Genomic DNA, 25,751 nt, shown 5'->3' with positions numbered 1-25,751 from the left:
TTGAAGTTCATTGTGGCCCTCTCTGACCAGTTCGCCTCGGTAATTAGGCGTTAACCAGATTTGCTCCAGTGCACAACATGGCTTGGCACGCCAAACTGGTCGCTCGGCACGCCACCTCTTATTTTCTTCAGCAGGCATCGCGCCCATGCTTCTAAATTGATCTGAGTTTTATGGTGGCATAGAAGCTGATAGCCCCCAGCAGGGCAAGATAAATTGCAGGAGATGCCAAGTCTTCTGTCCTATCAATGAACCACGTGGCAACCAGCGGGGCGGTACCTCCAAAGATTGCAAGGGTAATGTTGTAGCTCAGGCCAATTGCACTTGATCGCACATTAGGCGGAAAGCTTGAGACCAAAAGCGCCGGCATCGGTCCAAGAATGGCACCACACCCGATCGCAAAAATTAGAACAGCAGTCAGAGCCGCACCAACACTACCATGGTCTACAAAAACGAAAAGCGGATACACCGCGAGGGTTATGAATGCCGTTCCAATCAAGACCACCTGCTTGTAACCTACCCGGTCGGAAAGAGAACCAAAGCAAAAGATGCTGGCCAGCAAAAGGGTCATGCCCGCCAAGTTTATCTCGTCAGCATGTGAGATGGGAACCGGGAGAATCTTCGTGAGGTAGGTCGGGAACCAGACGAACAGGACATAAAAGCTGCTGGAAAAAAGCATCAGCGCGCTAGAAATGTGCAGCACCCTTCCAGGCATTTTGGACAAAACTTCACGCAGAGGATTGCTCGGTTTGTCCACCGGCACGCCGCATTCAGCCTGACCCTCGGAAATGTCGCGACGAAGCCAGACGCCCAGAGCAAAAATCACAAGCCCCCCAATGAACGGCACACGCCAACCCCACGCGGTCAGGGCCTCGGCGGATAGCAGCCAGTCTAGCAAAGTCATGGTCAGGGAACCCAGCAAGACGCCCGACACTGAACCAAACAGCGACCAGCTTCCTGCAACACCCCTCTTCTCCGGGGGGGAGTTTTCGACGAGATAGGCCATGGACGCGACTAGCTCTCCACCCACCGACACACCCTGAACGAGGCGCATCACGATCAGCAGAAGCGCGGCTAGCCAGCCGATCTGTTCGTAGGTGGGAAGAAAGCCAATCAGCAGGGTCGGGACAGCCATCATAAGGATCGACAACTGTAGCGCTCGCGCGCGGCCAAATCGGTCACCAATATAGCCGAAGAAAATCCCTCCAATGGGGCGCATCAGGTAGCCACCGGCAAACACACCATAGGTCTTGATAAGACTGACCATCGGATCGCTGTCAGGGAAAAAAAGTGGGCTCATAATCGGCGCAAGAAACCCGAAGATGGCAAAGTCATACCACTCAAGAACGTTTCCGATTGCGCCGCCCCAAGTTTTCTTTCTCGTGTTCATCTTTGCTTCCATTGGTTGCTTGCAAAAATAAGATCCAAGAACTTTGACCTACGATTTACACTTTAATCGTGCAAAACATCATAATGTTACCCTTCTTACGCGTTTTACGATGCTCGCAATGATCTGTGACTTTGTTCAGATCTCGCCGAGATCTCCCAGACCTGTTCTTTCAAGCTTTTGAAGAGCGCATAGCACCGGCAACCCAGTCTACCTTGGCATCAGCAGGCATCGAGTCCGGTGGCCTTGCACTCTGCCAACAGCAAGTTCGCTTGGTTCAGTTGGTCTTCGTTCAACTTCGCCGAAAGCGTCGCAAGTGCCGGAACGGCATTCTCATAGCCGTTATCTGCAGAGAACGAATACCAGACAAAGGCGCGTACAGGATCACTCGGCATTCCCAAGCCCTTGGCTGACATTTCGCCCATGTAGAATTGGGCTTCGTTGTCACCGGCCAGCGCGGCCAACGTGTACCAGCGGGCAGCTTCTTGGTAATCCTGTGGCGCTCCATCGCCATTGTAGTAGCTATCTGCGATGTTGGCTTGCGCCAGAGCATATCCCTGCACCGCTGACTTTCGGAACCATGTCATAGCAAGTTCTTTGTCCTGCTTCACGCCCATGCCGAGGCTGTACATGACGCCAAGGTTGTTCTGTGCGCGGGCGTTGCCCTGCTCCGCCAGCCTTGACCATATCGCGAGAGCCGATCCAAAATCCTCGGCCTTGTAAGCTGCGATGGCCCGGTCGTTCTGCACCTCCTGGATACTGGCGCACCCCAATAAGGAGAGGCTCATCAGGAGGGCAACTACCCAGATTCGTACAGCAGACGTCATTGCACACAACTCCTAGCGTTGAAGTTTTCGACAATTTTCAAGCAACTAGGCTTTGTCAATCAGGGGAACCTAAAGATACAGAATCAAGACCTTAGGAGAACAGATTGGCTCTCCTTCTAACGTAATCATGCAGTATCCAGTCTGGTGACACTGAGTTGTGTAGTCGCCGCGCAATCCATGCCTCCCCTGTTTGAGAGCCAAAAGGGCGGGCACTTTTCAGCCAATACCATGTGCCAGCTGTTCTTGGATATTTACCGGGCTGTTGGCCTGAAAGATGCGTCAAGCCATTCGGGACGCAGGACCTACATCACCAGATTGGCGAACAAGGGCGTGGGTGTACGTTTGCTGGCCGAATTGGCGGGACACAGCCACATCTCAACCACGCAACGCTATATCGACGTGAATTCTGAACAGCTGAGTGCGGCGGTGGAGCTGCTGTAACGGTGAGCGGAAATCAAACATTCGCCACACCCGCGCCCCTTCGGCGCCAATTGAAAAAAGCCGATGCACCGCCAACGCCTAAGCAAAGGCTCGCACGGGATAACAATGGCGAAAAGCGTTGCAAACGGAGGGCAAAGACGACACCTTGATTTTAACAAGTTACGTGGTGGCAAGGACCGATTCATCTTATCGAAAAGGTGTGAATTCGACGGAGGAACAATGCCAAAATCACTGGAGTATTGGTTCACTTGCGGGTCTACCTATAATTATCTCACCGTGAACCGGATAGAGGCAGCGGCGGCAGACGCCGGCATAGATCTGGTATTGCGGCCGTTTCATCTGGGGCAGATTTTTCGCGAGGCGGGCTTTTGGCCCTTTCACGCGGGAACACCCAAGATGGACTATATGTGGCACGATATACAGCGTACGGCGAAGGGCCTAGGCCTGTCACCCAAATTGCCTGCACCTTACCCATGTCCTGAGACGGATATTGCGAACCGCATCGCTTTGGTGACAATCCAAGAAGGGCACGGTCTGGCTTGGGTCAAGGCGTCCTATCGGGTTTGGTTCGAGGATGGTTTGCCCGTAGGCGGCATCGAGAATCTGGCTGCGAGCCTAGGCAGCTTGGGGCTTAACATTGACGCCATGCTCTCCGCCGCCGAGGCTGCGGACACCGATCTGCAAGCATACACAGAGCATGCAAAAGCATTGCGAATTTTTGGCGCGCCGACTTTCGTGGTCGGGGAAGAGCTTTACTGGGGCAATGATCGCTTAGAGCAATCGCTAGCAACTGCGTTACAGCTTTAATCATTCGACAGCCAGCCTGATAGGGCAGTCATCTTGATGACGATTTCGTTTCCGTATCGAACGTTAAAATCGTCCGCACCACCACGTTCACTCCGCGAAGACATTTATCGGGCTGTTGGGCTCAAAGACGCTTCCAGCCATTCAGGTCGGCGCACATATATAACCAGACTAGCGAACAAGGGGGTGGGTGTGCGCTTGCTGGCGGAACTTGCTGGGCACAGCCATATCTCAACCACGCAACGCTATATTGACGTGAACGCTGAACAGCTCCGCGCGGCTGTGGAGCTGCTGTGACAGGTAGGGCGGAGAGCGGTCATTCGCTCCGGGCAAGAGGCGTACTATGTTTCTAATCGGAAGCGGACATTTAGTCAGAACTCCAGCCCGACCACAAATGGATAAAAAAGGGGCGGCTCGTTGTTACCGACGTCCCGCTATTTTCATCTGCCAGAAGGCTGATCGAAGGGCCGCCGAAAACCGATAGCCGGAAGGGAAAGGCGCGGCGGCAATCCTGAGAATCCACAGGTCCTTTGCTTTTTATATATTCAATACCATTGACCGAATCACCTTCGAACCAGCACCCTCAGTTGAATTTGTTTATTTGCTTGGTTCACGGAGAGCACAATGAAACGTAGTGCCATCAAACTAACCCGGCTAATTCTTTTTTTCACTCTGGCTGCGACACCGGGGTATTCTTTCGACCTGAATGACGTTGTTACGGGCATAAACGTCATCAATGAGCTTTCCAAACAACAGCAAGAACGCCAACCGCAAAGAGACCGTGCAGAGCCCCGCACAGAACAACGCCAACAGGTACAATCGGACCGGCGCACCATCCGTCAAATTCAAACGACACTGACCGATCTGGGCTATGCCCCCGGGCCGATTGATGGCCTGATGGGCAGCCGGACGGCGCAGGCGATCCGCAGGTTCGAGGCGGATATCGGCGCACCGGTCACGGGCCAACCCACGCGGTCGATCCTGCGGCGAATGCAAGCCGAACGGCAAGCTGGCGGCACGACACCCACCGCAAGCAATACGCCAAACCCGAGTTTTGATTGCGCCCGGGCCGGCACCTCGACCGAGAAGGCCATTTGCAGTTCGGCCAGTCTGGCCACCTATGATCGCGAGATTGCCCGCTCGTTCTCAACCGCCCGGGATCGCTTGGATGCATCCGCCGCCGACGACCTTCTCCAAGGTCAGCGCGCTTGGCTGAGGGAACGCAACGCTTGCGGCGGCAACCGGGCCTGTCTTGAGTCAACCATGCGCGACCGCGCCGCCTACTTGCAGCGCGTCACAACAGATGGATCGACAAACAGAGTTGCAAACAGCGACACGATGCCAGGCGCATCCGGGGCACAAGGCAACCTGCCCCTGTTCTTCATCAGCAACGATTTCGTACCACGCAGCGCTAGTTCGCGATACGAAAACTCGCGGGACGATATGGTGACGCGGCTTGAGTATGCCGCGAATGCGGATTTGATTAACGATACCGATTTCATGATGCGGCTTCTGGATACGCTTCCTGATGAGGACATCGACGCCTTGATCGGCCTTGTTCACGAGGGCAACCCGCCACAAATCCTGCTCAACAATCTGGCGGCGAAGCGCAAGGCCGGTGGCCCCACACTCGCGTCGATCTCGACCTATCTTTGGGAGAACGAATTCGACCGGCGGCTTTTCATGTCCGAGGGCCGCGCCCTTGTCGAGGCGCGGATCGCGCAAGACCAGCTTGCCGGCTCGATTGACGTGATGCTGATCTGCGCGGCCAGTTTCGGGGAGTACGACTTCGACGAAGAAGAGTTCCCGCAAAGAACGACCTCTTGTAGAGAGAAACGTTTGGACCTGAACGGGCGCTCAGTACTGGCCGAGTACCGTTCTGGCCCGGGGATTGGCCCCATTTCCATGGAGGTCTCCGAGGCGCGGGCCTTCTCGGATCGGTTAGGCTCCCGCCGGAAGTTGCTGGTGGCCACTCCTGCAACCTTGTCGATAGAGGCCGATACCTCGATGAAACGCTTGAGTATCGAAGTCAAAGGGCCGCCTCGGCTGCATCCAATCAATTCATTGGAGGAGACGCTTTATACCTTTCCGGAAACGCTGCGTTTGGACGCAGAGAGCAGTGATCAATCCCCTTATGCGCCGCCGGTTTCTGACACATGGAACCGTGTCCCGGGTGAATTTTTCGTGCTGCGTCTCGCGCCTGACGTTCTGACCGAGGATGAATGGCTGCAACTGACAGAGCGGCAGGTTCAATACGACCAGAACCGCAATGGCCCCAGCGTTTTCTCGCCCGATCAGGTGAGGGGCCGGAAGCCATCCTTCGTCGCGCCCGAACTGGTGGATGACTACAAGGCCGAGGTGCAGCGACTGCTTTCCGATCTCACCCCGAGGGCCGTTACCCCCATAGAGGTCGAGCCAGAGTGGGTCGGATACAAAGATGGCAGACTGACCGCATCCCGGACCAATGGAGGCTATTTGCGCGAAATTGATCACATGAGCCGGATGCAGAACATGGCCGAGCACTTGGGCAAGTCCGCCGCATTCGGTGACCCCGGGTTGCAGCAGGATTTCAACGTCAAGGAGCTGCCCAGATCATTGGTCCAAGGCCTGCGGCCACTGATCAGGAATGTCATTCTGGTGTCGGACCGCTTGCCGCGTATTCCCGCGCTGGAAATGGAGGCAGCCAAGGCGGAAAGCCTTTTCCTGCAAGACAAATGCCATTCGGAGCGCGACGCCCTCAATGATCTGATGCAAGACGGGTCGGGTGCATCGGCTTATGACGTCAATAACGCCAATGAGACATATTACGATTGCCTGGGGCGCAAGCGTGATCTGCCCGAACACTTCGTTTTCGACATCTCCATGGAATTCACCGGCGTTCAGCGCAACGAACGGGGCTTTTTCCTTGAAACCAAGCTGTTGGGGGCCGAGCTTTATGACCTCAAGGGATTGAACTTTGCCAGTCTCACACACGAGGATTTCCCCGCCGGGGATACCGGGGAAGACCAAAAGCAGGATCAAGCCGAACAAGAGCAAGTTGATCAGGCCGAGCCAGAAGCGGAAAGTGACGACGCCCCGACGCTGATCGACCCCGACATCGTCGGGCTGAAACTCGGCATGTCATTGGACGAGGCCGACAAGATGATCCGCGCGCATTTCGGCAAGATCGACGGCATTGTCGAACGGCAAATGGCAAAGAACGTTTTTGCCAACTCCATTGCCTATGGCAATGCGTCCACGGGTGAATCGATCGCGGTGTATCATCTGGTCGATCGGCCCGAGGAGGGTGTGATCGCGATCACGCGAACCATCGACTTGCCGGGAAAACGCCCGATGGCGGGGGAGTTCCGCAAGCTGATTTCGGAAAAATACGGTTTGGAAGACAGCAACTGGGGCAACCACCTTCAGGTCAACGACACGGGCCATAGAAACTGCCTTCCGCTGTTTCCAACCAGCCTTGGCCGCTACCTGCCCAGTGGCCTCAGTGAAACATGGCGCCAAGGCTCACGCGCCGACGTTGGCTGGGAGTTGTTCTCGAATGTCCTGTCGTTGCCGTTCCCGCAAGGCGAGGCCGGCAGGCGGATGATCCTTGAAGAGGCGGATTGCGTTCCGGCCCTCGCCGTTAGGTTCTTCAGCACGAACGATGACCTGTCCATTCATACCCTGCTTGTCGATGTATCGGCACCACGCGAGGTGATGCGGGAGGCGCTGACTGCCGAAAAGGACGACATAACCACCAAGTTCTGATCGTGGTGGGTTTCGTGACTGGCCGGGCGCACCCTCGCCCCGGCTAGTCGCAGTCAGCCACCGTTGATACCTTGATCTTGGTAAGGTTGCTGCGCCGCATCCTTGCCATGTGGGCATCAAGAATTGTTGGAGCAAGCTCACTGGTGGTAGGCACGCAGTCCCTTTTTTTGACTGCACCCCCATTCCTTCGTCAGCATGTTTCCATGCAAACGGTAAACCGATTGCTGGACGCGTCTTGCTACACGCCAACTAGCGTTGATCTCGGCGATAATGATGTTGCGTCGAAACCGCAGGGCCGACACGAGCTTTTCGTATTTGAGGTCCAGAATTGCCAGTCGCGCGTCCGTCCAATAGTTGACGCATGCCCTTTCCTTTATTTCCGCAACGGTCGGGAAGTTGCGCTCGTCAGAGTTGTCGATAGTTCTTTCGTTTTGCATAAGCTCTGCCGTTCACTCACGCGGGCGCCAACCGGATTAAAGACGGAAAACACGTTTCCTCCGAAAACTGGTACTCGGTTTTGTCGTACTCACCATCTTAGCGTGTTAGAAGAATAGGGAATTGTGTACACGCTAATGCTGCCTGCGCTGCGTTGGTGGCAGCCGATTGTAGCAGATTGCTGGCCGTGAGCCGTGGAACCGGCGGTCGCGGGGATACTTCGGGTGGCGTTAGTTCAATCCAACCAACGAAGGACACTCAGCCCCTGATACCGGTTCCAAAAACGGTAGTGTCCTTCTTCGGCGCCACACGAATTAAGTGGTCTGAGGTAAAGTCAAAAATACGCCTGAAGTATGATCCCTCAGACCTATCTATGGTGGCATCCACATCCGGCATCGCCCCTGGCCCGAAGGCCCCATAAAGACCGTCCATGTAAGACTTTGCGAGTTCCTCATTCTCACCTGCGATCGCGCCTACGATGCCACAGAGTGCTTTCGCTCGATTGATGCGTTTCTGAAGCATTTCCCGCCTCGCGCTCCGCTCATTCTGCTGCCGTTCATGCAGAGAAGTCATTTCTTTGAGCCTTGCGGAGCGTAAACTGTTCCTGATTAAGCTTACGTCTTCGTTCAGTTCCTTAAGCCCGGCTTGTTTCCGAGCAACCAGGGCTTCGGCACGCTTTGGCTGTCTGTGCGACCTAGCTTTGCCAATAGCTTCTTCCAACCGGCTCCGTCTCTCTGCCCAATTTGCATGCAATTGTTCGAGCGCATCATCGATCTGCTGTTCGTAATATCCCCACAGTTCTTCGCGTTCGAGCCTGTGGTGCAGTCGCAAATCTCCCATGGCGTCTCGTCTGTCCTGAATGAGCTGTGTCGGCTCGGGGCAGGCCCATGCTGTTGCCATAGGCAAGCACGTGGCGAAAACGAAGACTTTGAGGAACACTGCGTTCCTTGAAGATCTTTCAGCTCTATCCATCGAAATCACCGATTAAACCTTAAACTTGCCACAGCTCGTTACGGTCGGCAAGCTTAAGGGATGTCTGAATAACCTCGAGGCTCTGACGAGATCCTCAGAGCCCAAAGCAGCCTGCTATACTCGGTCTTCGTGATGCAGTGAAGGAGAAGGTGACGCGGGCTACGGGGTGATCGCGCGCCTTCCGTTTTACCGCGGCATCGAGATCGGCAGCTGCCTGGCACAGCGTGGGCATAGGTGGCGATGAACCCGTCGGCAATCGAGCGCAGCAGCGAATCGGTTTTCCCTGCGACCGCATCCCATGCTTCCAAGAGGGATGACCCTTGCCCGGTCGATGCCCCCACCACCGCCGTGAACGCCGCAACGAGAGGCCTCTCTGAGCCGCTCTACGGGGCTGATGGGGTTATCGTCACTTTTTGTCATCATCGCCTCTTCGTCACGATGTTGCTCCCACGCAGCAGGCCACCAGTTGACTGTACTCTTGATTCAACTCAAATCGACGGCGCAAATCGCATGCCCGAAATCGTTTAAGGCATTGCCTTCGTCGACGGGGTAGCGACTGAAAATATTTTTGTCGAAGTGTCTTATCACCAAACTTCAGTAGATATTGGCCAGCGGCGGTTTTGGGCCCACGGACTAAGCCGCTCCGCGGCATTGGCGCATTTTGTGAATGTTGTGATCTGACCAATTCGGCGCGCATTTTGCGTTCTTGATGACCTGCCTGACGATTGGGGCCTTCTCAATCATCAGACAGGAGGTTCCCATGACAGAGGAGAGAGTAAGCCCGCTGCGTCAGAGGATGATCGAAGACATGCGTATCCGCGGCATGGGCGATAAAGCCCAGAAGGCTCATATTCGAGCGATCAAGGATTTCACCGCCTTCCTTGGCCATTCACCTGATACTGCGACGCCGGAGGAACTGCGCGCCTATCAACTCCACATGACGGACACGGGGGTCACGGCGTCAACCTTCAACGCTCGGATCGTGGCACTGCGGTTCTTCTTCGGCATGACCTGCGGGCGGGAGGAGATGAAGCGCTACATGCAATTCCGCACCGAACCGCGGAAATTGCCCGTCGTTCTGAGCGTTGAGGAGGTGTCCGACATCCTGATGGCGGCACCCGGGCCAGGGCTTAAGTATCGGGCTGCGCTCAGCATTTCTTACGGCGCCGGGCTCAGGGCCGCCGAGGTCTGTAACCTCAAGGTCAGTGATATCGACAGTGACCGGATGCTGATCCACGTCGAGCAGGGAAAGGGCCAGAAAGACCGCAAGGTGATGCTGTCGCCGGGACTACTGGACTTGCTGCGCACATGGTGGCGTGGGGCGCGCCCGGAGGGCTGGCTCTTCCCGGGCAAGCCTAAGATCAACCCGATCTCACCGCGTCAGTTGAACCGAGCGTTCAGCTCGGCCAAGCACATGGCTGGCGTCACGATGTAATCGCCGGACGTAATCTCCCCAAAACTGCCGTTTGAATTTTCCCCAGTCGTGAGCGTCAGGGGCAATTCCGAACTTCACGTATTCGGAATTGTCGCTGGCGCAGGCCATAAGGCCGTAAGCCTCCGGGGGCGGCCGTCTGAACTTGTGTTCGCTTCGATGGTAAGTCCGCCCTTATGTCCGACGTTATCAACCGCCCTCAAATCGAAGTTCTGTCTGCTGCCGATGGTGAACGCCGCCGGTATTGGTCGGATGATGACAAGCTGCGCATTGTGGAGGAGAGCTTTATCGGCCACCGTCAGGTGGCAGCCACAGCGCGGCGACACGACATTTGCCGGTCGCTGTTGACGACTTGGCGGCGGCAGTATCGAAACGGTGAGCTTGGGTCTTCTCGTCCAATATCGTTCGCGCCGGTGACCGTGACGAAAGCGCCCGCGCCACAGACCCATTCAGTTGATCCCTGTCCGCCTCCGGACTGTCAGATTGAGATAGCTCTGCCGAACGGGCGGCGGGTCATCGTGCCGGTGGGCGTGGAGCCCGAAGCGCTTGCGCGGATCCTGGCCGTGGTGGACAGACAATGATCGCGTTTCCGGCGGGCGTGAAGGTTTGGATTGCGGGCGGCGTCACCGATATGCGGCGGGGCATGAACACGCTGGCGCTACAGGTGCAGGAGGGGCTCGGCCGCGATCCCCATGCGGGTGAGATATTCTGCTTCCGGGGTCGTAAGGGCGATCTGGTCAAGATCCTGTGGCATGACGGCGTGGGCATGTCGCTGTATCTGAAGCGCTTAGAAGCGGGTAAGTTCATCTGGCCGGTGAGCCGGTCTGGCCAGGCGGTGCAGATCTCGGCGGCACAGTTGGGCTATCTTCTGGAGGGTATTGACTGGCGCAATCCACGCTGGACGCAACGCCCTGCAAAGGCTGGATAAATTGCACTGACAGGCCTGTTTTTATTGGTGTTCCGCGGCCCCGGTTGCTAAATATTGGCCATGTCTGACGCCGCCTCCGAACTCGCCAAATTACGCGCTGCCCTGGCCGCTGCCGAGGCGCGTGCGGAGGTTGCGAAAAGCGAGCTGGCACAGACCCGCGCAGTTGTCTCTTGCTCGGAAGCGATGATCCAGGAGCTCAAGCTCGAGATCGCCAAACTGCGCCGAGACAAATACGGCATCTCGTCGGAACGGCGCTCGCGGCTGATTGATCAACTGGAACTGCAGCTTGAAGAACTGGAAACAGCGGCAACCGAGGATGCCCTGGCCGCCGAGGAGGCGGCCGACAAGGCCGCCTCCACGGTGCGCGCCTTCACGCGTCGCCGTCCTGTGCGCAAGCCGTTTCCCGATCACCTGCCGCGCGAGCGGGTTGTCGTTGAGGCACCTGCCACCTGCACCTGCTGTGGCTCGGATCGTCTCGTGAAGATGGGCGAAGATGTCACTGAGACGCTGGAGGTAATCCCACGGCAATGGAAGGTGATCCAGACCGTGCGTGAGAAGTTCACCTGCCGGGCCTGCGAGAAGATCAGCCAGCCGCCAGCCCCGTTCCATGCGATCCCGCGTGAATGGCCTGGCCCAGCCTGATCGCCATGCTCGTCTTCGAGAAATATGGTCAGCACCAGCCGCTGAACCGGCAGGCCGAGCGGTTCGCCCGTGAAGGCGTCGAGTTGAGCCTGTCGACCCTGGCGGACCTGGTCGGGCACGCGACTGTCGCGCTGCAGCCCCTCCATGCGCTGATCGAGAGCCATGTGCGTGCCGCTCACCGCCTGCATGGCGATGACACGACCGTGCCGCTTCTGGCGCGAGGCGGCGCAAAAAAGGCCCGGCTCTGGACCTATGTCCGTGATGACCGGCCCTGGAATGGTGGCGCACCGCCGGCGGCGGTCTTCCACTTCACCCGCGACCGTGCGGCAACCAATCCCAATCAGCACCTGGCCGGATGGCAAGGCGTGCTGCAAGCGGATGCCTATGGAGGATACAACGATCTTTATCGCGCCGACCGTGATGCGGGGGCTGTGACCAGTGCGCTGTGCTGGGCTCATGCCCGCCGGAAGTTCTTCGAGCTGGCCGACATCGCGGGCAACGTCCGCAAGGGCAAACCCAGCCATCAAATCTCGCCGGTCGCGCTGGAAGCGGTGAAACGGATCGACGCCATCTTCGACATCGAGCGCGAGATCAATGGGCTGGATGCCGATGCCCGGCTTGCCGCCCGTCAGAAACTCTCCCGTCCCCTGGTTGATAATCTCCATGATTGGCTGCTGGCAGAGCGTGCGAAACTGTCCCGACACAACAAGGCGGCTAAGGCGATCAACTACATGTTCGAGAAAGACGGTCGTTGGCAGGCGTTCACGGCATTCCTCGATGACGGGCGCATCTGCCTGACGAATAATGCGGCCGAACGCGCCCTGCGCGGCGTGGCCTTGGGCAGAAAGTCGTGGCTCTTCGCGGGATCCGAGCGCGGCGGTGAACGCGCCGCCGCCATGTATACCCTCATCGTCACGGCCAAAATGAACGACGTCGACCCACAGGCCTGGCTTGCCGATGTCCTCGCCCGGCTGCCCGACATGCCCGTCTCGCGCATCCATGACCTTCTGCCATGGAACTGGAAGTCGTGGCACCTCGCTGAGGCGGCATGATCATGCAGCTCAACAAGGTGTATTCCGTCAAGACCATCGACCGCGTTGCAGCCGAACTGGGCGAAACCGTCGACCGGATCTTCGATCTCGCCATCGACATGGAAACCGAAGATGGAGTGATCTGGGTCTACGGCCCTGGCGACGACAGCGTCATCGCCTTCACTCCGTTCGGGATTGAAAACCTGCAAGAGTTCATCGAAATGGACCGCGAACGCGCGCGTTGACCTCGCTGTGGCCTTCGCCGGATGCTTATATAAGGCCTGATGCCCTGGAATGAGGAACTGACAGGGGCGGATAGGTGAAAGGACTGAGGGAGATCGTTTTGATCCATGATTTGAAAAAGCAGGGCCTGAGCGTGTCTGCGGGTGCGCCAATGCCTGCTTCTGGGAAATGGACGCCGTCAAAAACGGTGGTTTGTGTCCCGGCCACAAACCTTGCACAGAACCTAGCACCGACAATGCAAAGCTGAGAAGAGGGCTTCTGATTTATGTCAGGATGTATGACCTATAATGCGTTTTATGTAAAGATAAGTTGGCTATTTCAGGATATGCCAACACCATCACAAAGACCGAAGTGCAGGACTACGGGGGCTGCGAGGAACGCAAAATCCCCTCCATGCAAGCTTACACTGTGTTCAACGTCGCACAGATCGAAAGACCATGCGCCCTTACATCTTCGTTCGTGTCGCCGCGGTCACGCGCTCGGCAAAAAGACCGAGCAGAAGGTACAAGGTCGCGACATGGCCCTGGCTTACTTGGAGTTTTCGCGGGCATCCCAGTGATGCAAGATACGCGAAAACCCGTTGATCCAATTGGCGCGTTCGTCAGCACTCAATTCGAGAGGCTCGAATTGGTTATCCGACGTCACGCGATAAAATCCCGCCCTATCAAGTTGGCAGTTCGGTGCTTCGAACTGAATGCGATGATAGCCAAGAGCATTCAACTCCGGCGTGATGATCATGTCCAAGCAGCTTAGTGGCTGTCCATTTTTGTCTTCTGTCGAAGCAATGCGCTGAAATCTGTAGCCCTCATAAATCTCGACCCAAAAAAAATGATACTTTCCTTCAGCCACTGTTCCTTGGCTCTTGAGCAGAGGAATATCTGAGGCGAGTATGGCGGCAAGGTCTTCGCCTGGATCGCTCTCCATTGGAAGGGGATCGGGAAACTCGAATTTTTCAATTGCAGCCGCATCGGGAGTTGCAAGAGACAGAGCAGCGATCGATCTCGCCAAGAACCGTACATCGGCTTCAAATCGAGCCTGTTGCTTGGGAATGGCGTTTAGGGTGCGGGGAACAGTCTTCCCGAACTCAGCGATCTTCAGTACGTTCAAAGTCCCGTCGCACATCAGGTCTTCCGCGATGAATCTGCCTATCGTCGGAACCACTTCTTCAATGATACACAGGTCTTTCAGGTCCTCGCCCGCTCCAATATCTAAGCGGAAGTCGCTACCGTTGATCCTTACGTCAACATCCCAATTGGGAACAAAGAGAGCCTCAGTAGTAAATGGCGTGGACCTTGCAAATTCTGCAACATAGCGGATGGCGTCCCGGGCATCGGGCTCTTCGCCAATCGCAAAGGTTGGCAGGCAAGAAAAAAGACCAGCGATAATTGCTTTGTAGACGTGGCCCATGCACGCGTGAAAGCTTTCGTCTGAAGATCTATGTCTCATGGGTGTCATCTCTTTTGGGCCAAACATCCCTGTCAGCCTGCATATGTAACTGTCCGCGATCAAGAGACGAGTCTACGCCTCAAGGGTTTGAAAGATGCGGTCCTTTGCGCTCCGAAGCATTTGACCAAGGCTCGGCCAGCCAGCAATTCAAACTTGTGCGTCTTTGAGATCAAAATGCCAAAAACGGTGGTTTCTGTCACTTCGCGAAACCCCATCCAAATCGTAGAAAAATCTCGTGCCACAAACCCTTGGCAAAACTCGGTTTGGTTTTGTCACATTTGTGGCCGTTGCTTGGAGACCGGACATTCATGTGCGGCGCAGCATCGGTCAGTGTGGGCTCAGACCAGAACTTAGCTGCGCGACCCACCAACGTCCGGTTTGGGCCGAAACAACCATAGAACTTGACGCTCAGCGGCGCCCTTTACCCCGACGTTACTGTTAAGCAGCCGAGTACTACTAAGGAACTACTGTGATTTATATCGCTGCAGAAACTCGTCCGCTGGCAAATCATGCCGCTTGCCTGTGAGCATGTCCTTCTTCAGACGCGGCGTCAAATGGCTGTAGTGGCGTTCAATCATGCCGATTGACGTGCCCATCTGTATGGCCAGTGCGTGTATGTCCATCCCGTCGTTCAGCAGAGCAAACGTGGCATAGGTGTGTCGCAGGCTATACAGCGTTCGGTTCTGCCCTGTGCGTGGACAGGTGATCAGCCCCGTTTCTGTGACGAAGGCGCGAAACGTTTGATGCAGGTTCTTTGACACAGTGCCATTTGGCAAGCGGAACACGGGCAAATCCACACGCTGACGGAGCAAATCTTCAAATGGTATGTGGTTGATGTCTTCTGAGCGTTCATGGATGCGACGCAGATAGTTGATGGTGCCTGAACGACAGATGATGTCCCGCCTGCCTGTTTTGCCTCGCACCGACATTTCCAAGTACTGAAGGCCGCCTTCTTCAAACAGCGTGATGTGCTTCCAGCGCAGGTTCAGCGCCTCTGTACCGTGTCGTATGCCGGTGTTTGCGAGGATCAGCACATAGTCACGCAGCAGATACCGCATATCAGTTGGCTTGCCCGCTTTGCCCTGCTTGATCCAATGGGGCAGTTTGCGGATCAGTGTTCGGTATTCATCGCGTGTGAAGTCAGGACGGCGCTCACTGCCCTCACCCTTGTTGGCCAGCATGGGCACATCTTTGTGGGCCAGAAATCCCCGCGCCACAGCTTCTTCAAACACACGGTTCATGGCGGAGTTGTGGGTGTTCAACGTTGAGGCTTTCGGTTCACGCCCCATACGTTCCCGCCGCCACTCGTAGAACTGCTGGATTTTCTCGTAGTTGATTGACGTGACATACTGAGCGCCGAAAAACGGGATCAGATAGCGTTCAATGCAGACGATGTAGTCCCTGTACACCTTCTTGCCCAAGCCCGCGTCCAGCTGCTTGCGCATATCCACAATCGCCAGTCTGGCCACGTCAGAGAACTTCTTGGTGACGATGGGCAGATCGTTTTTGTGGCGGAACTTGTATTCGAGGTAAGTATCGCGGGCGTACTCTTTGGCCTCAGCCAAGTCACGCTTGCCCGTGCTGACGCGGATCGTATGCCCGTCAATGCTGAACGCAGCCTGCCAACGCCGACTGCGCTCACGGCGATACACACGCACCTCGCCGTCTAGTATCAGATGTGTGTCGTCCCGCAGTTGCCGCATGTAATGCTCCTCGCAGCAACAATATGGCTCAAAGCACCAACAAGTCTATGAAAGTGTGCTTTTCAGCTGTACCTACAGTGTGACGAGCGGAGCGGGGCGCTATAGATGTGTGTTGCATCACAGAACCTGCAACGCAGCATTAATCGCTGACCAATCCCCAAAACCCGTGCTTGCGGCTATGATCAGCTTTCAACGTTGCCAAAAACTGTTCGTGCGAGGGAAAATTGCCATAGTCTGCGATCGCTGCATCACTGGCAGCGCATTCGGCCAAGTGCTTTGCTGCGTAACGGTACCTTTTGTGTTTCGCTCCATTCAGCGTGTCTTCGATCATTGACCGGCGCATCAGTGTAGCAGCCAGCGGATACTCAGCTTCCAAAGCGTCTGCTGCCTCCGTCATGGTGTAATAGCTGTTGCCATCCAATTCATCAGCACGGGCTTCAATGATTTTGGCCGCGCGGGCTGGTGCTGGCCACTTTAGAAGAAAGCTGATTGCCGTGCTGAGATATGGATACTGCTCCGCGAAATCTAATGCTCGCTCCTCAGCTTCAATGTCATCGAAATCCGGCAGCAGCTTGAGATATTTGCGCAGGGCGCTTTCCATCAGAGTTTGGGTAAATGTGTCCCACAAGTGCTGCTTGAGTTCGTCGGTCTGGCCCAGTTTTTCCAAGCATTCCTCATACACAGCATCGAGGTCATACCGGAACATACGATACGAACCGCCTTTTTCAGCTTCGCGCGAGTTGACGATAATCTGCATTGCCTCATCTACTCGCCCGGCATCTAAAAGCCGACGGCCCACATCGGGCGCAATCGTACCGTAGGTGAGCTGTTCGTCAGTGTAGCGGGCCATGTAGGCGTCAACATCACCCTGAGCGTCGGCAATATCGGCCAAAATAAGAGAACTGGTGCTTTTTCGGTTCCGCTGGACAATCTCTTCAGGCGTGGTCGAGCTGAGACCCCATGACCGATAGCGTTCCAACTCATGCGCTTGAGGCGGTGTTTCAGCCCAGGTTTGGGTAATCTTCTTGAGGTGCTCAAGGCCAGCGTTACCCAAGATCGGCGCAGTAGCTGGAATAATGCCATCAAATTCCCCGTAGCCAGCTGCAACAACCGCATCCAATATGCGCTCTGCCAGCACTTCGGAGTCAAGCTGCACTTCTGGTGCGATCTTCTCAATCAGGCGCACAGCAAAGGACATCTCGTCCCCGATAGCGCCATTGCTATCATCGGTGCGCTCATACAGAGCAGGGGCAACGGTGAGGAAAGCCCACGCGAGCTCAAAAGCTTCATTGACATCATGTGGCGCAATTTTGGTCTCAATCATTTCCAGCAGGGCATCGAGGTCTTTGATCAGCGCACGTTGTTTGCGCCAGTCTATCCAGCTTTTCGACCGTCTTAGAGACGCAAGTCGTTTACGAACATCAGCGGCGATTTCTTTAGGACCCTGTGCGGCGCTCAACTCCATCCGAGCGCGTCGTTGTAAAGCCGCGCTGCCCTGCACCAGCTCCATAACGAGCTCAGCCAGTTTTTCCGCGCCCAAGTTTTCCAGATTTTTCTTGTTCAGGGTTTTCTTCGACATGGATTAGCTCAAGTGGTTGTAACCAACCTAACATGAACACAGAGTGTGGCAAAGTGAACCCAGTTCAAGCAAAGTCTGTGTCGCTGACTGTGTTTCACCAAAATTCCGCCAACACAGTGTTTGAACCACAAACTGAAAACACAGTGATCTGAACACGGCGGGTAAAACAAAGCACATTTGTGAGGACGTGTAGTCTTGGCCTCTGGTGGTTCCCGCCTGTATTTTGCCCCATCGAACGGCGAAATGAATGAAAATCCCTATTTGTCAGTCCAAGCATTGCATCAAGGCCGATCACGCGAAATCTACGGACTTATTAAACGGCATTTCGCGCAGGCGCTGGCCCGTCGCGGCAAAGATGGCGTCAGCCAGCGCGGGTGCTGCGGGCGCTGTGGCAGGTTCTCCAAGGCCACGAACCTTCTCGGCGCGCTCCAAAAGCCGTGTGTGGAATAGCGGCGTCTGGTCCAGGCGCATCCCTTCGAATGCATGGAAATTGGTCTGCTGCACCGCATGGTTTTCGTAGGTCAGCTCACAATTCATCGCGTGACCAAGACCAAAGATGGCTGCGCCGGTAAGCTGGGCCTCAGCGTTGACCGGGTCAAAGACGGTGCCACAATCAACGGCGATCCAGACCTCGTCGATGTGGATGCCACGGTCTGTCATGGTCACGTCGATGACCTCGGCCACGGGCACGCCATGGGTGTGGGCAAAGGCAATGCCCCGCCCGCGTCCTGGCCCAATATCAGCACCGGACCAGTTCGACATTTCGCCCACAGCCTCCAGAACGCGGCGGCTGTCCGCGTCGGCGATCAGACGCAGCCGTTCCTCTAGCGGGTCTGCGCCGGCGGCGTGGATGAGTTCGGACAAGAAACTCTCGTGGAAGAAAGTGTTGGAGCAGGCCCCGGGCGAGCGCCAGGAGCCAATCGGCATCATCGGCGGCGCGGCATAGCCGGTCACGCGGTAGTTTGGGATGGCATAGGGCTGGTCGTAGGCACCCCAGACCAGCATGGTATCAGGCCCTGGCGGTACGATGAAGATCCGTCCGAACCACGAGGAAACAAGTGAAGGGCTGATACTGTCGAGGTCATAGGCCAATACGCGACCATTTCCAACGGCGCCTCGGCCAACGGCCATGTGCAGGGGGCGGGGGAAGTCGTGGGTCATGTCCTCTTCCCGGCTCCATGTCGTCTTGATGGGTGTGTCGGGCATTGTGGCGGCGATTTGGATCGCCTGCACCACATAGTCGTGGTCGAGCCTGCGGCCAAAACTGCCGCCAGCGGGCAGGGCGTGGACGGTGACCCGGGATGGATCGACACCGGTCAGCTCTACCGCTGCGTCACGCACCACAGCGGGGATCTGCGTCGCGGTCCAGATCGTAATGCTCTCAGCCTGCACCAGCACCGTGGCACTGAGCGGCTCGAGCGCGGCGTGTGCAAGGAAGGGCGAGCGGTATTCGGCCTCGATCACCGTGGCGTTGGCAAGCGTTGCCTCGACATCGCCATCGTCGCGCAGGCGGCTGTTGCGGAACTTGTCCGTGCGCGCATCCGACAGCGCCTGCCACATCTCGGCGGAACTGGCGGGATAATCGGGGGGCAACCAGTCGACCTCCAGCACCTGTGCCGCCTGAAACGCGAACCAGGTGTTGTCGGCAATCACTGCAAGACCTTCGTTCACCTCGACCACCGACCGCACGCCTTGCATCGCAAGAGCGGCATCGGCGTTGTAGCCCGCCATGCCACCGCCGCGACCGGGGTTGGCGCGCACGGTCGCGTGCAGCATCCCGGGCATCACCACATCGATCCCGTAATCCTGTGTTCCAGTGGATTTCGCGACGATATCGAGCCGCTGATAGGGCTTGCCCAGGCGCGTCCACTCGGAGGTGGAGCGGAGTGTTACGTCAGTAACTGGCTCAATAGCTGCTGCCTGTGCCGCAAGATCGGTGTAGGGAATGCCCGTACCGTCGGGCAGAATGACGTGTCCGTTTTCAGTCCTCAGGTCAGCACGCGGTACACCGGTGCGGACCGCAGCGGCAGCTTTCAGGGTTTCGCGGGCGGTAGCCCCCGCCATGCGCAGGGTCTCGTGCAAATCCGCAACCGAGGACGAACCGCCGGTGAACTGAGAACTGGTCAGCCGTGCGACATGGCCCATCAACTCGCGCACCGTGCTGGCTACGAAACCTTGTTCCCATGCTGGGAAAGGAAGGCTCTCAGCGGCGACAGTCCCGTTAAAGTAAGCCTGATGCGGCTGGCCGGGGTCGAGCGTGACGGTGGCCGGATCTATGTCCAACTCCTCGGTGATCAGCATCGCTTGCGTCGAGGCAATGCCTTGGCCCACATCTGCACGGGGCACGATGAATGTGATGCCCTGTGGCGTGATCTTGACGAAAGGTGTCAGTGCGGCCTCTCCCTCAGCCAATCCCTTAAGTAGAGGGTTTGGCGTTGGGCGCGTGACGAAATAGGCCCCAAAAGCCACCCCACCGAGAATTGAGGCGGACCCGATGAGGAAACTGCGGCGGGCAATGGTTCTAACGCGTCCCATAGCTTATATCTCCCTTATTGCGCTGGCGGCAGCGTGGACGGCGGCGCGAATGCGGGGGTAGGTCCCGCAGCGGCACAGATTGCCCGACATCGCAGCGTCGATATCCTCATCTGTCGGCTGCGGGTTGCGGGCCAGTAAGTCAGCGGCCTGCAGGATCTGGCCAGACTGGCAGTAACCGCATTGCGCCACCTGATGGTCGATCCACGCCGCCTGAATGACATGTAAGGCTTCGGGCGTTCCCAGCCCCTCGATCGTTGTGATTTCGCCCCAGACATCGGACAGCGCCACTTGGCAAGACCGTACTGCCTCACCGTCGATGTGGACAGTGCAGGCGCCGCATTGGGCGATGCCACAGCCGTATTTCACGCTGGTGATGTTCAGGCCGTCCCGCAGCACCCAGAGCAGTGGCATGTCGCCGGGCAGGTCGACCGTGTAGTTGGTGCCGTTTATCTTAAGGTCCATGGCGTTCTCCGGTCGGCTGGTGGACGAGGCTTGCTTTGCGATAACCACAACCTATGCCCGTCAGCGCAACTCGGCGATATGCATATATAGTCAGAGACATGCATATCCGGTCATTCGGCATTCACGTACTGGCCCCACGCAACCCTTCGTGGCATTAATACAGGGACTTTGAGAGTTCGGGCGCATGGATCATTTACAAACCTATTCCCTCTTCATGGCGACGGAAGTGGCGTGCCGCATCCTCGGCGTCGATCCGCAGGTGATGCTCGAGAACGCTGGCCTTGGCGGCCTTACGCCAGGCAGGTCTGAGGCGCGGGTAACGGCGCAACAGTATTTCGACTGCTGGAACACTATGGGTGCGCTGTCGTCGCGCCCCGATTATGTACCCTATCTAGGCGTTGCGATTTCACGCGGGCCTGTCATTCCTGTGTTCTTCACGCTCTCATGTGCGCCCGACATGGAAACCGGCCTCAGGCGTTTGGCGCAGTTCAAGTCGTTGCTGGGCCCGACCGTGATGCGGGTGTTCCGGGATGGCGATTTGCTGCGGCTGGAATACGAAAGCGTCGATGCCCGCGTGCCCATGCCGCCGAGCCTTGGCGCCCTGCAACTTGTGGTGGCAGTCGAGAATATTCGCGGGGCGACGGCCCATCTGGTCTGCCCGGTTGCAGCGGGATTCGATGGATCCGAAGAGGAACGGCATATGATCGCCGGGCATCTAGGCATCATGCCGGAGCGGTCGCAGGTCACCTATGTGGCCTTTGCGCCCGAGGATGCCAAGCGCCGGTTTATTTCCGAGAACGCCGCCCTTTGGGCTGATGTCGAGGCTGACCTGAGGCTTAAGCTAGCCGCCCAGAACGACCACCTTCCAGTTGCCTATCGTGTGCGAGGGGCATTGGTCGATTTGATGCCCGCAGGACGCACGGGGGCGGAGGATGTGGGCCTTTCTCTAGGGGTCAGCCGCAGCACGTTGCAGAGGCGCTTGCGCGAGGAAGGCACATCCTATCAGCAGGTGTTGGACGCCACGCGTCGCGGTCTGGCGATCCGGTATCTCAAAAAGACCGCCTTACGAGTTGACGAGATTGCGAATGTCTTAGCCTACCGCGATGCCAACAGCTTTTCGAGAAGCTTCCGCAGGTGGACCGGCCAGGCACCCGTTGCCTTTCGCGAAACGCTTAGGCGACAGGCTGGAGAGGCTGAATAACTATTAGACCACCGCTTGAGTTATTCCTCAGCTTTGCTAGCAGCGACCTGCACAGAAGACCACAATAGGTTCACACCCTCTTTTGGGTTTCAATAGCCCGAAAGACAGCTGAAGCGTAAAGATACCAGTCACATTATTAATGGGAACAACCATATTCCCACAAAACTCCGCCGACACAGTGTCCGCAACACTGTGTCTGAACCACAAACCGAAAACACAGTGTTCTGAACATAGCCAGCGACACAGTGTTCACTGTTCTCGCGCCAACACAGCATCCAGCAACTTCACAGTGTTCACCACAGCGATTCCACTCACTGTCCAGCCTGAAAACACGACAAAAAGTGTGCGTTTGGTGTGTTTTTGATTTACACACGCTTAGCGTGCACTCTCAAAACCTAAACCAGTGTTTTCTCTGGTAAAAGTGGTGCCCGGGGGCGGAATCGAACCACCGACACGAGGATTTTCAATGCAGATGGCAGTAGATTTCTTTTTTATTACTGTAAGTTAGATTACAGAAATTTTGGTGTGCGTAAAAGTGTGTTTTTGGTGATTTGAGGATGAACGAGGCGAGAACACTGTGTTGAACACAGCGTTTGCGACGGTGTGTTAGGCATCAACCTCATTCTGCTTTATTCAAAAGGAGATATGGGTTTAAAAGGTCAGCCACGGTTCACCATGAGCCAAATAATGTGTGGTTTGAACCCACGCGGTGAGCTACGAATTATCACATCCATACCAGATGCAATAGCCGGCACCTAGACTTGGATGAAAAGATATGTGAAAACTGTAGCTTTAGAACGCTGAGGTTATATCTTACGCAAACTGCAAAAAGAGGGGATCGATGCGCCTTATATCATTAGTGTTTGGGGGGATTGTTGCATGCTCTTCGGCCTTAGCAAATGAGAAGACAGATTTGATCGCCGAGCTGCAGCTAACCATGCAAAGGCACGTAGACCAGTCTTTAGTTGATGGTGCCATCCAACGGCGTGACTTTGAGACCGGCGAGGTGGTAAAATACTTTCCTATTGATACGCACTCTATGGTTATGGCTTTGGATGAAGACTATGTCCTCTGTTTGGATTTAACTACAGAGAGTGGGTCTTCAGTCCCCGTCGATTTCTACATTACCGAAACTGGAAGTGGCTTTCGCGTTTACCAGACTGAGATCAACAATCGTGAGGTGCTCGAAAACTTAATGAAAGCGGGCCGTGTTGAACGTGTCAAATAGTTAGTAAGGTTTTATTTTGCTCCAATTGCCACGACCAACAGTTCTGTTTCTTAAGCTGTTACTTTTCACAATCCCAACTTTTCTTTTGCTTGCGGGCGTAGCGCTCTACTTCTTGTACAGTGATAGATTTTTTGATGCCCGTGATGACTTTTCAACACGTCTTGGAAACACAGTTGCTCGGACTGCTGGTTCAATTGAAGGCATATTGGGAAACCAAAACCTCGATCGAGATGCAAAAAGTCATGTCACTAATCAGCTGTTACAACTTCTTCTTGGCAATCAATCGATTAAATGCGCAAAGCTATCAGGTGACGGTATTGAAGTTCCAAATTTGTCGGCGCCTTCAGAGATAGGTTGTAGGTTTGCTCAAATAGACGATTGGCTTGAAGTTGCGTTTGACGCTAATGAGCAGACGGTACTTCGTGTTGGATTTAGCACTGAACAAGTCACACAGATCCGTCAGTCCCAAATACGTAACTCCCTTTCTGTTCTGGCTTTCAGTCTTGTCGCTTCAGTTCTGTCCAGTTGGTTTGCTTTTCGTGTAATTGTGGGTAGGCCGCTAAAGGCATTGATAGATGATATTGTTCGCTCACGTGATCTGGCCGAACACGCGAATGCTACAAAAACTCGTTTCCTCGCAAATATGAGTCATGAGCTTCGCACCCCTCTTAATGGTGTTTTGGGGAACGCTGAGTTTCTCAGAGAAACCAGCCTTACCAGCAGTCAACGCGAGTGCGTAAATACCATTACGAAATCAGGTAATGCACTCAAGCTAATCATTGAGGATGTTCTTGACTTTGCGCAAATCGACGCGACGGCAATTAAGCTCAACAATGACGAATTTGACCTTAGCGATTTAATTTTCGACGCAGTCAGTATGATTGAGATTGATGCTGCTGGAAAAGGCATAGAGTTGTTGGTCGATTGTCCTACACACCTTGAATATAATCTCATCGGTGATGGTGCACGCTTCAGGCAAGTATTGCTGAACCTTTTAAGTAACGCCATTAAGTTCACGAATGAGGGTACTGTAACGCTAGAAGTTAAGCTCGTACTCCAGGGGAGCGAGGCGGAAGTTTGCTGCAGTGTCACTGACACGGGCGTAGGCATATCGGCAGATGCACTCGAAACAATTTTTAAACCTTTTAGCCAAGTGAATGAAAGTACGACCAGAAAATATGGCGGCACTGGCCTGGGGCTAACGATCTCCCGAGAGCTTGTTCGAATGATGGGAGGCGAGCTTACTGCGTCTTCCTCCCTAGGCGATGGGTCAAAATTCACATGTCGGGTTCCATTTCAGTATGGGCAAGTCAGCGAGCTCCCCGAAGAGTACTCAGCCCTCAAATCGTTGACAGAGAAGCGCCACTTCAAGGTTTTATTGGTAGCAAATTGCCAACTCAGTACTGCGATTGCCTCAAAGTATTTATCTTGGTGGGGTGTCCAGCATGATACAGCTGGTTGGTGGGAGAAGGCCCCGCCAATGCTCGAAGCTGCAGCTGCATCGGAAAAGCCTTATGATGTACTGCTATTAGCATCTCAAATGCCTAATTTACGTAATGGGTCGTTGATTGATAAACTTTGTTCCGATCCATTGATAGAAAAGACTTCAGTCATTCTTATGGGGGGGATGCGGAGAGATATCCAGGAACATTTAGGATCCAATAAGATTCAAATGTACACCGTACCCAAGCCTTTGCGACCAAAAATGCTGGCGCAAGCCCTTTATGAAACGTTGATTGACCATCGTGAAACAAAGCACGTTAACGATGGTGCAAAGTTGTCACCGGAACAAAAAGTCTTCGATGGGGTAAAGTTTTTATTAGTGGACGATCACGAGGTGAACCTAAGAGTCTTGGAGCAACAGTTGCAGCCAACCGGCGCAATATTACGCGTTGCCAATGATGGCAGTGAAGCTGTTGAAGTGTTCACCAATTACAAGCCAGAAGTGGTCATGATGGATATTTCCATGCCCAATATGGATGGTTTTGAGGCAACAAAAAGGATCCGCAAGCTGGAGTCTGAAAGTGGCATTGCGCCAAGCCTGATCATTGCAGTTTCTGGTAATGTTTTAAAAGAATTCAAAGATAATGCAAAAGCTGTTGGCATGGATGGTTTCATAGAAAAGCCTACAGATCGCGAAAGTTTAATTCTCACAATATCCTCTAAGATGAAACCGTCTGAAGAGAGCTATCCATCTGAAAAGCTAGTTGAAAAAGAGAGCTCGGAGACAGATGGTTGCGGACCAATAGAGTCTGAAGACATTAGCCTAATTGATATGGAGAGACTTGGTCCACTGCGCTCAATGTTCAAGGCTGACGACTTCTCCCGGCTTTTAGAAACTTTTATTAAAAACGGCGATGTCATAATTGACGAAATCGAAAGGTACGTTGGCGAAGGTAGTTATCTAGAGGCTGCAACCAGTGCGCACCGATTAAAGGGGAGCTCTGCAAACCTTGGTTGTGTGGGAATTTCAAGAACAATGGCTGAGCTTGAACAGACGATAAAAGCGAGCTCTGAGGTGTCATTGGAAGAAGTTGCTTTCGTATCAGTGCTTTGGTCTGACACAAAAACGGCACTGATCGCTACAATTCACCGTGATTAGTTTGTGATAAAGAAATCCCAAATTGATATTGTAAAAATTAACACAAATAAATCTAGCATTACTTAAGTTATCTTCGCCACCCCAGCCGTGCGCATGAATAGCCGGGCCC

Annotated in this window: 19 protein-coding genes and 2 pseudogenes; 12 read left to right on the top strand and 9 right to left on the bottom strand. The window is 55.1% G+C overall.

Going from position 1 to position 25,751, the window contains the following annotated elements:
* Positions 1-151 precede the first annotated feature (151 nt).
* Together RAZWK3B_RS05680 and RAZWK3B_RS05675 are read right to left on the bottom strand one after the other, a co-directional pair.
* Positions 152-1,387, bottom strand: a complete 1,236-nt coding sequence (locus RAZWK3B_RS05680) for an MFS transporter (RefSeq protein WP_157132166.1) — start codon at positions 1,385-1,387, stop codon at positions 152-154.
* 218 nt (positions 1,388-1,605) lie between these two features.
* Positions 1,606-2,211, bottom strand: coding sequence for a tetratricopeptide repeat protein (locus tag RAZWK3B_RS05675; RefSeq protein WP_007813105.1), 606 nt, complete (start codon positions 2,209-2,211; stop codon positions 1,606-1,608).
* Positions 2,212-2,382: 171 nt separating this feature from the next.
* On the opposite strand from RAZWK3B_RS05675, the pseudogene RAZWK3B_RS05670 reads away from it, so the two are divergent.
* From RAZWK3B_RS05670 to RAZWK3B_RS20135, 4 genes and pseudogenes are all read left to right on the top strand, one after another.
* A pseudogene (locus RAZWK3B_RS05670) lies at positions 2,383-2,652 on the top strand (tyrosine-type recombinase/integrase); the annotation flags it as partial.
* Between the two features lie 219 nt (positions 2,653-2,871).
* On the top strand, positions 2,872-3,459 hold the full coding sequence (locus tag RAZWK3B_RS05665) for a 2-hydroxychromene-2-carboxylate isomerase (RefSeq protein WP_007813102.1): 588 nt from the start codon (positions 2,872-2,874) through the stop codon (positions 3,457-3,459).
* Positions 3,460-3,495: 36 nt separating this feature from the next.
* Complete coding sequence (locus RAZWK3B_RS20500; protein WP_286131798.1) at positions 3,496-3,753, top strand: tyrosine-type recombinase/integrase; 258 nt, start codon at positions 3,496-3,498, stop codon at positions 3,751-3,753.
* Between the two features lie 327 nt (positions 3,754-4,080).
* On the top strand, positions 4,081-7,203 hold the full coding sequence (locus tag RAZWK3B_RS20135; RefSeq protein WP_007813101.1) for a peptidoglycan-binding protein: 3,123 nt from the start codon (positions 4,081-4,083) through the stop codon (positions 7,201-7,203).
* Between the two features lie 137 nt (positions 7,204-7,340).
* On the opposite strand, the gene RAZWK3B_RS05650 is transcribed toward RAZWK3B_RS20135, so the two are convergent.
* Both RAZWK3B_RS05650 and RAZWK3B_RS05645 read right to left on the bottom strand, forming a co-directional pair.
* Positions 7,341-7,640 carry a hypothetical protein gene (locus tag RAZWK3B_RS05650; protein WP_007813100.1) on the bottom strand — a complete coding sequence of 100 codons (300 nt, stop codon included), beginning with the start codon at positions 7,638-7,640 and terminating at the stop codon, positions 7,341-7,343.
* A gap of 256 nt (positions 7,641-7,896) precedes the next feature.
* Positions 7,897-8,610: a hypothetical protein gene (locus tag RAZWK3B_RS05645; protein ID WP_198133251.1), complete on the bottom strand. Its 714-nt coding sequence runs from the start codon at positions 8,608-8,610 to the stop codon at positions 7,897-7,899.
* Positions 8,611-9,370: 760 nt separating this feature from the next.
* Between RAZWK3B_RS05645 and RAZWK3B_RS05640 the strand changes: the two are divergent.
* The 5 genes and pseudogenes from RAZWK3B_RS05640 to RAZWK3B_RS05620 all read left to right on the top strand — a co-directional run.
* A pseudogene (locus tag RAZWK3B_RS05640) lies at positions 9,371-10,036 on the top strand (tyrosine-type recombinase/integrase); the annotation flags it as partial.
* A gap of 182 nt (positions 10,037-10,218) precedes the next feature.
* Complete coding sequence (tnpA, locus tag RAZWK3B_RS05635; RefSeq protein WP_007813095.1) at positions 10,219-10,623, top strand: IS66-like element accessory protein TnpA; 405 nt, start codon at positions 10,219-10,221, stop codon at positions 10,621-10,623.
* A complete protein-coding gene (tnpB, locus tag RAZWK3B_RS05630; protein ID WP_007813093.1) occupies positions 10,620-10,970 on the top strand; it encodes an IS66 family insertion sequence element accessory protein TnpB in 351 nt (116 codons plus the stop codon). The genes tnpA and tnpB overlap by 4 nt, the downstream gene beginning before the upstream one ends.
* Positions 10,971-11,030: 60 nt before the next feature.
* Positions 11,031-12,664, top strand: a protein-coding gene (tnpC, locus tag RAZWK3B_RS05625; RefSeq protein ID WP_085977132.1) for an IS66 family transposase whose coding sequence is annotated in 2 segments (ribosomal slippage) — positions 11,031-11,607 and positions 11,607-12,664 — 1,635 coding nt in all. Because the reading frame shifts where the segments join, the coding sequence is not laid out codon by codon here.
* A 2-nt stretch (positions 12,665-12,666) separates the two neighbouring features.
* Positions 12,667-12,888, top strand: coding sequence for a hypothetical protein (locus RAZWK3B_RS05620; protein WP_037295181.1), 222 nt, complete (start codon positions 12,667-12,669; stop codon positions 12,886-12,888).
* Positions 12,889-13,414: 526 nt separating this feature from the next.
* Here RAZWK3B_RS05620 and RAZWK3B_RS21095 read toward each other — a convergent pair.
* The 5 genes from RAZWK3B_RS21095 to RAZWK3B_RS05595 form a co-directional block, all read right to left on the bottom strand.
* The gene (locus tag RAZWK3B_RS21095) at positions 13,415-14,293 is read right to left on the bottom strand and encodes a hypothetical protein (protein ID WP_007813085.1); all 879 of its coding nucleotides are present in this window, start codon (positions 14,291-14,293) and stop codon (positions 13,415-13,417) included.
* Between the two features lie 503 nt (positions 14,294-14,796).
* The gene (locus RAZWK3B_RS21595; RefSeq protein ID WP_007813082.1) at positions 14,797-16,035 is read right to left on the bottom strand and encodes a tyrosine-type recombinase/integrase; all 1,239 of its coding nucleotides are present in this window, start codon (positions 16,033-16,035) and stop codon (positions 14,797-14,799) included.
* Between the two features lie 139 nt (positions 16,036-16,174).
* Positions 16,175-17,614 carry a DUF6880 family protein gene (locus RAZWK3B_RS05605; protein WP_007813081.1) on the bottom strand — a complete coding sequence of 480 codons (1,440 nt, stop codon included), beginning with the start codon at positions 17,612-17,614 and terminating at the stop codon, positions 16,175-16,177.
* Positions 17,615-17,905: 291 nt separating this feature from the next.
* On the bottom strand, positions 17,906-20,149 hold the full coding sequence (locus tag RAZWK3B_RS05600; protein ID WP_037295103.1) for a xanthine dehydrogenase family protein molybdopterin-binding subunit: 2,244 nt from the start codon (positions 20,147-20,149) through the stop codon (positions 17,906-17,908).
* Between the two features lie 3 nt (positions 20,150-20,152).
* Complete coding sequence (locus RAZWK3B_RS05595) at positions 20,153-20,611, bottom strand: (2Fe-2S)-binding protein (protein ID WP_007813077.1); 459 nt, start codon at positions 20,609-20,611, stop codon at positions 20,153-20,155.
* Between the two features lie 184 nt (positions 20,612-20,795).
* Between RAZWK3B_RS05595 and RAZWK3B_RS05590 the strand changes: the two genes are divergently transcribed.
* From RAZWK3B_RS05590 to RAZWK3B_RS05575, 3 genes are all read left to right on the top strand, one after another.
* Positions 20,796-21,812: an AraC family transcriptional regulator gene (locus tag RAZWK3B_RS05590; protein ID WP_007813075.1), complete on the top strand. Its 1,017-nt coding sequence runs from the start codon at positions 20,796-20,798 to the stop codon at positions 21,810-21,812.
* Between the two features lie 841 nt (positions 21,813-22,653).
* A complete protein-coding gene (locus tag RAZWK3B_RS05585) occupies positions 22,654-23,040 on the top strand; it encodes a hypothetical protein (RefSeq protein WP_007813073.1) in 387 nt (128 codons plus the stop codon).
* Between the two features lie 112 nt (positions 23,041-23,152).
* The gene (locus tag RAZWK3B_RS05575; protein ID WP_157132165.1) at positions 23,153-25,642 is read left to right on the top strand and encodes a hybrid sensor histidine kinase/response regulator; all 2,490 of its coding nucleotides are present in this window, start codon (positions 23,153-23,155) and stop codon (positions 25,640-25,642) included.
* Positions 25,643-25,751: the final 109 nt, after the last annotated feature.

Origin of the sequence: Roseobacter sp. AzwK-3b (assembly GCF_000170875.1) — a bacterium.
Taxonomy (GTDB): domain Bacteria; phylum Pseudomonadota; class Alphaproteobacteria; order Rhodobacterales; family Rhodobacteraceae; genus Roseovarius; species Roseovarius litoreus.
Note: the sequence above shows the minus strand (reverse complement) of the source record. Positions and strands in the feature narration are given on the sequence as shown.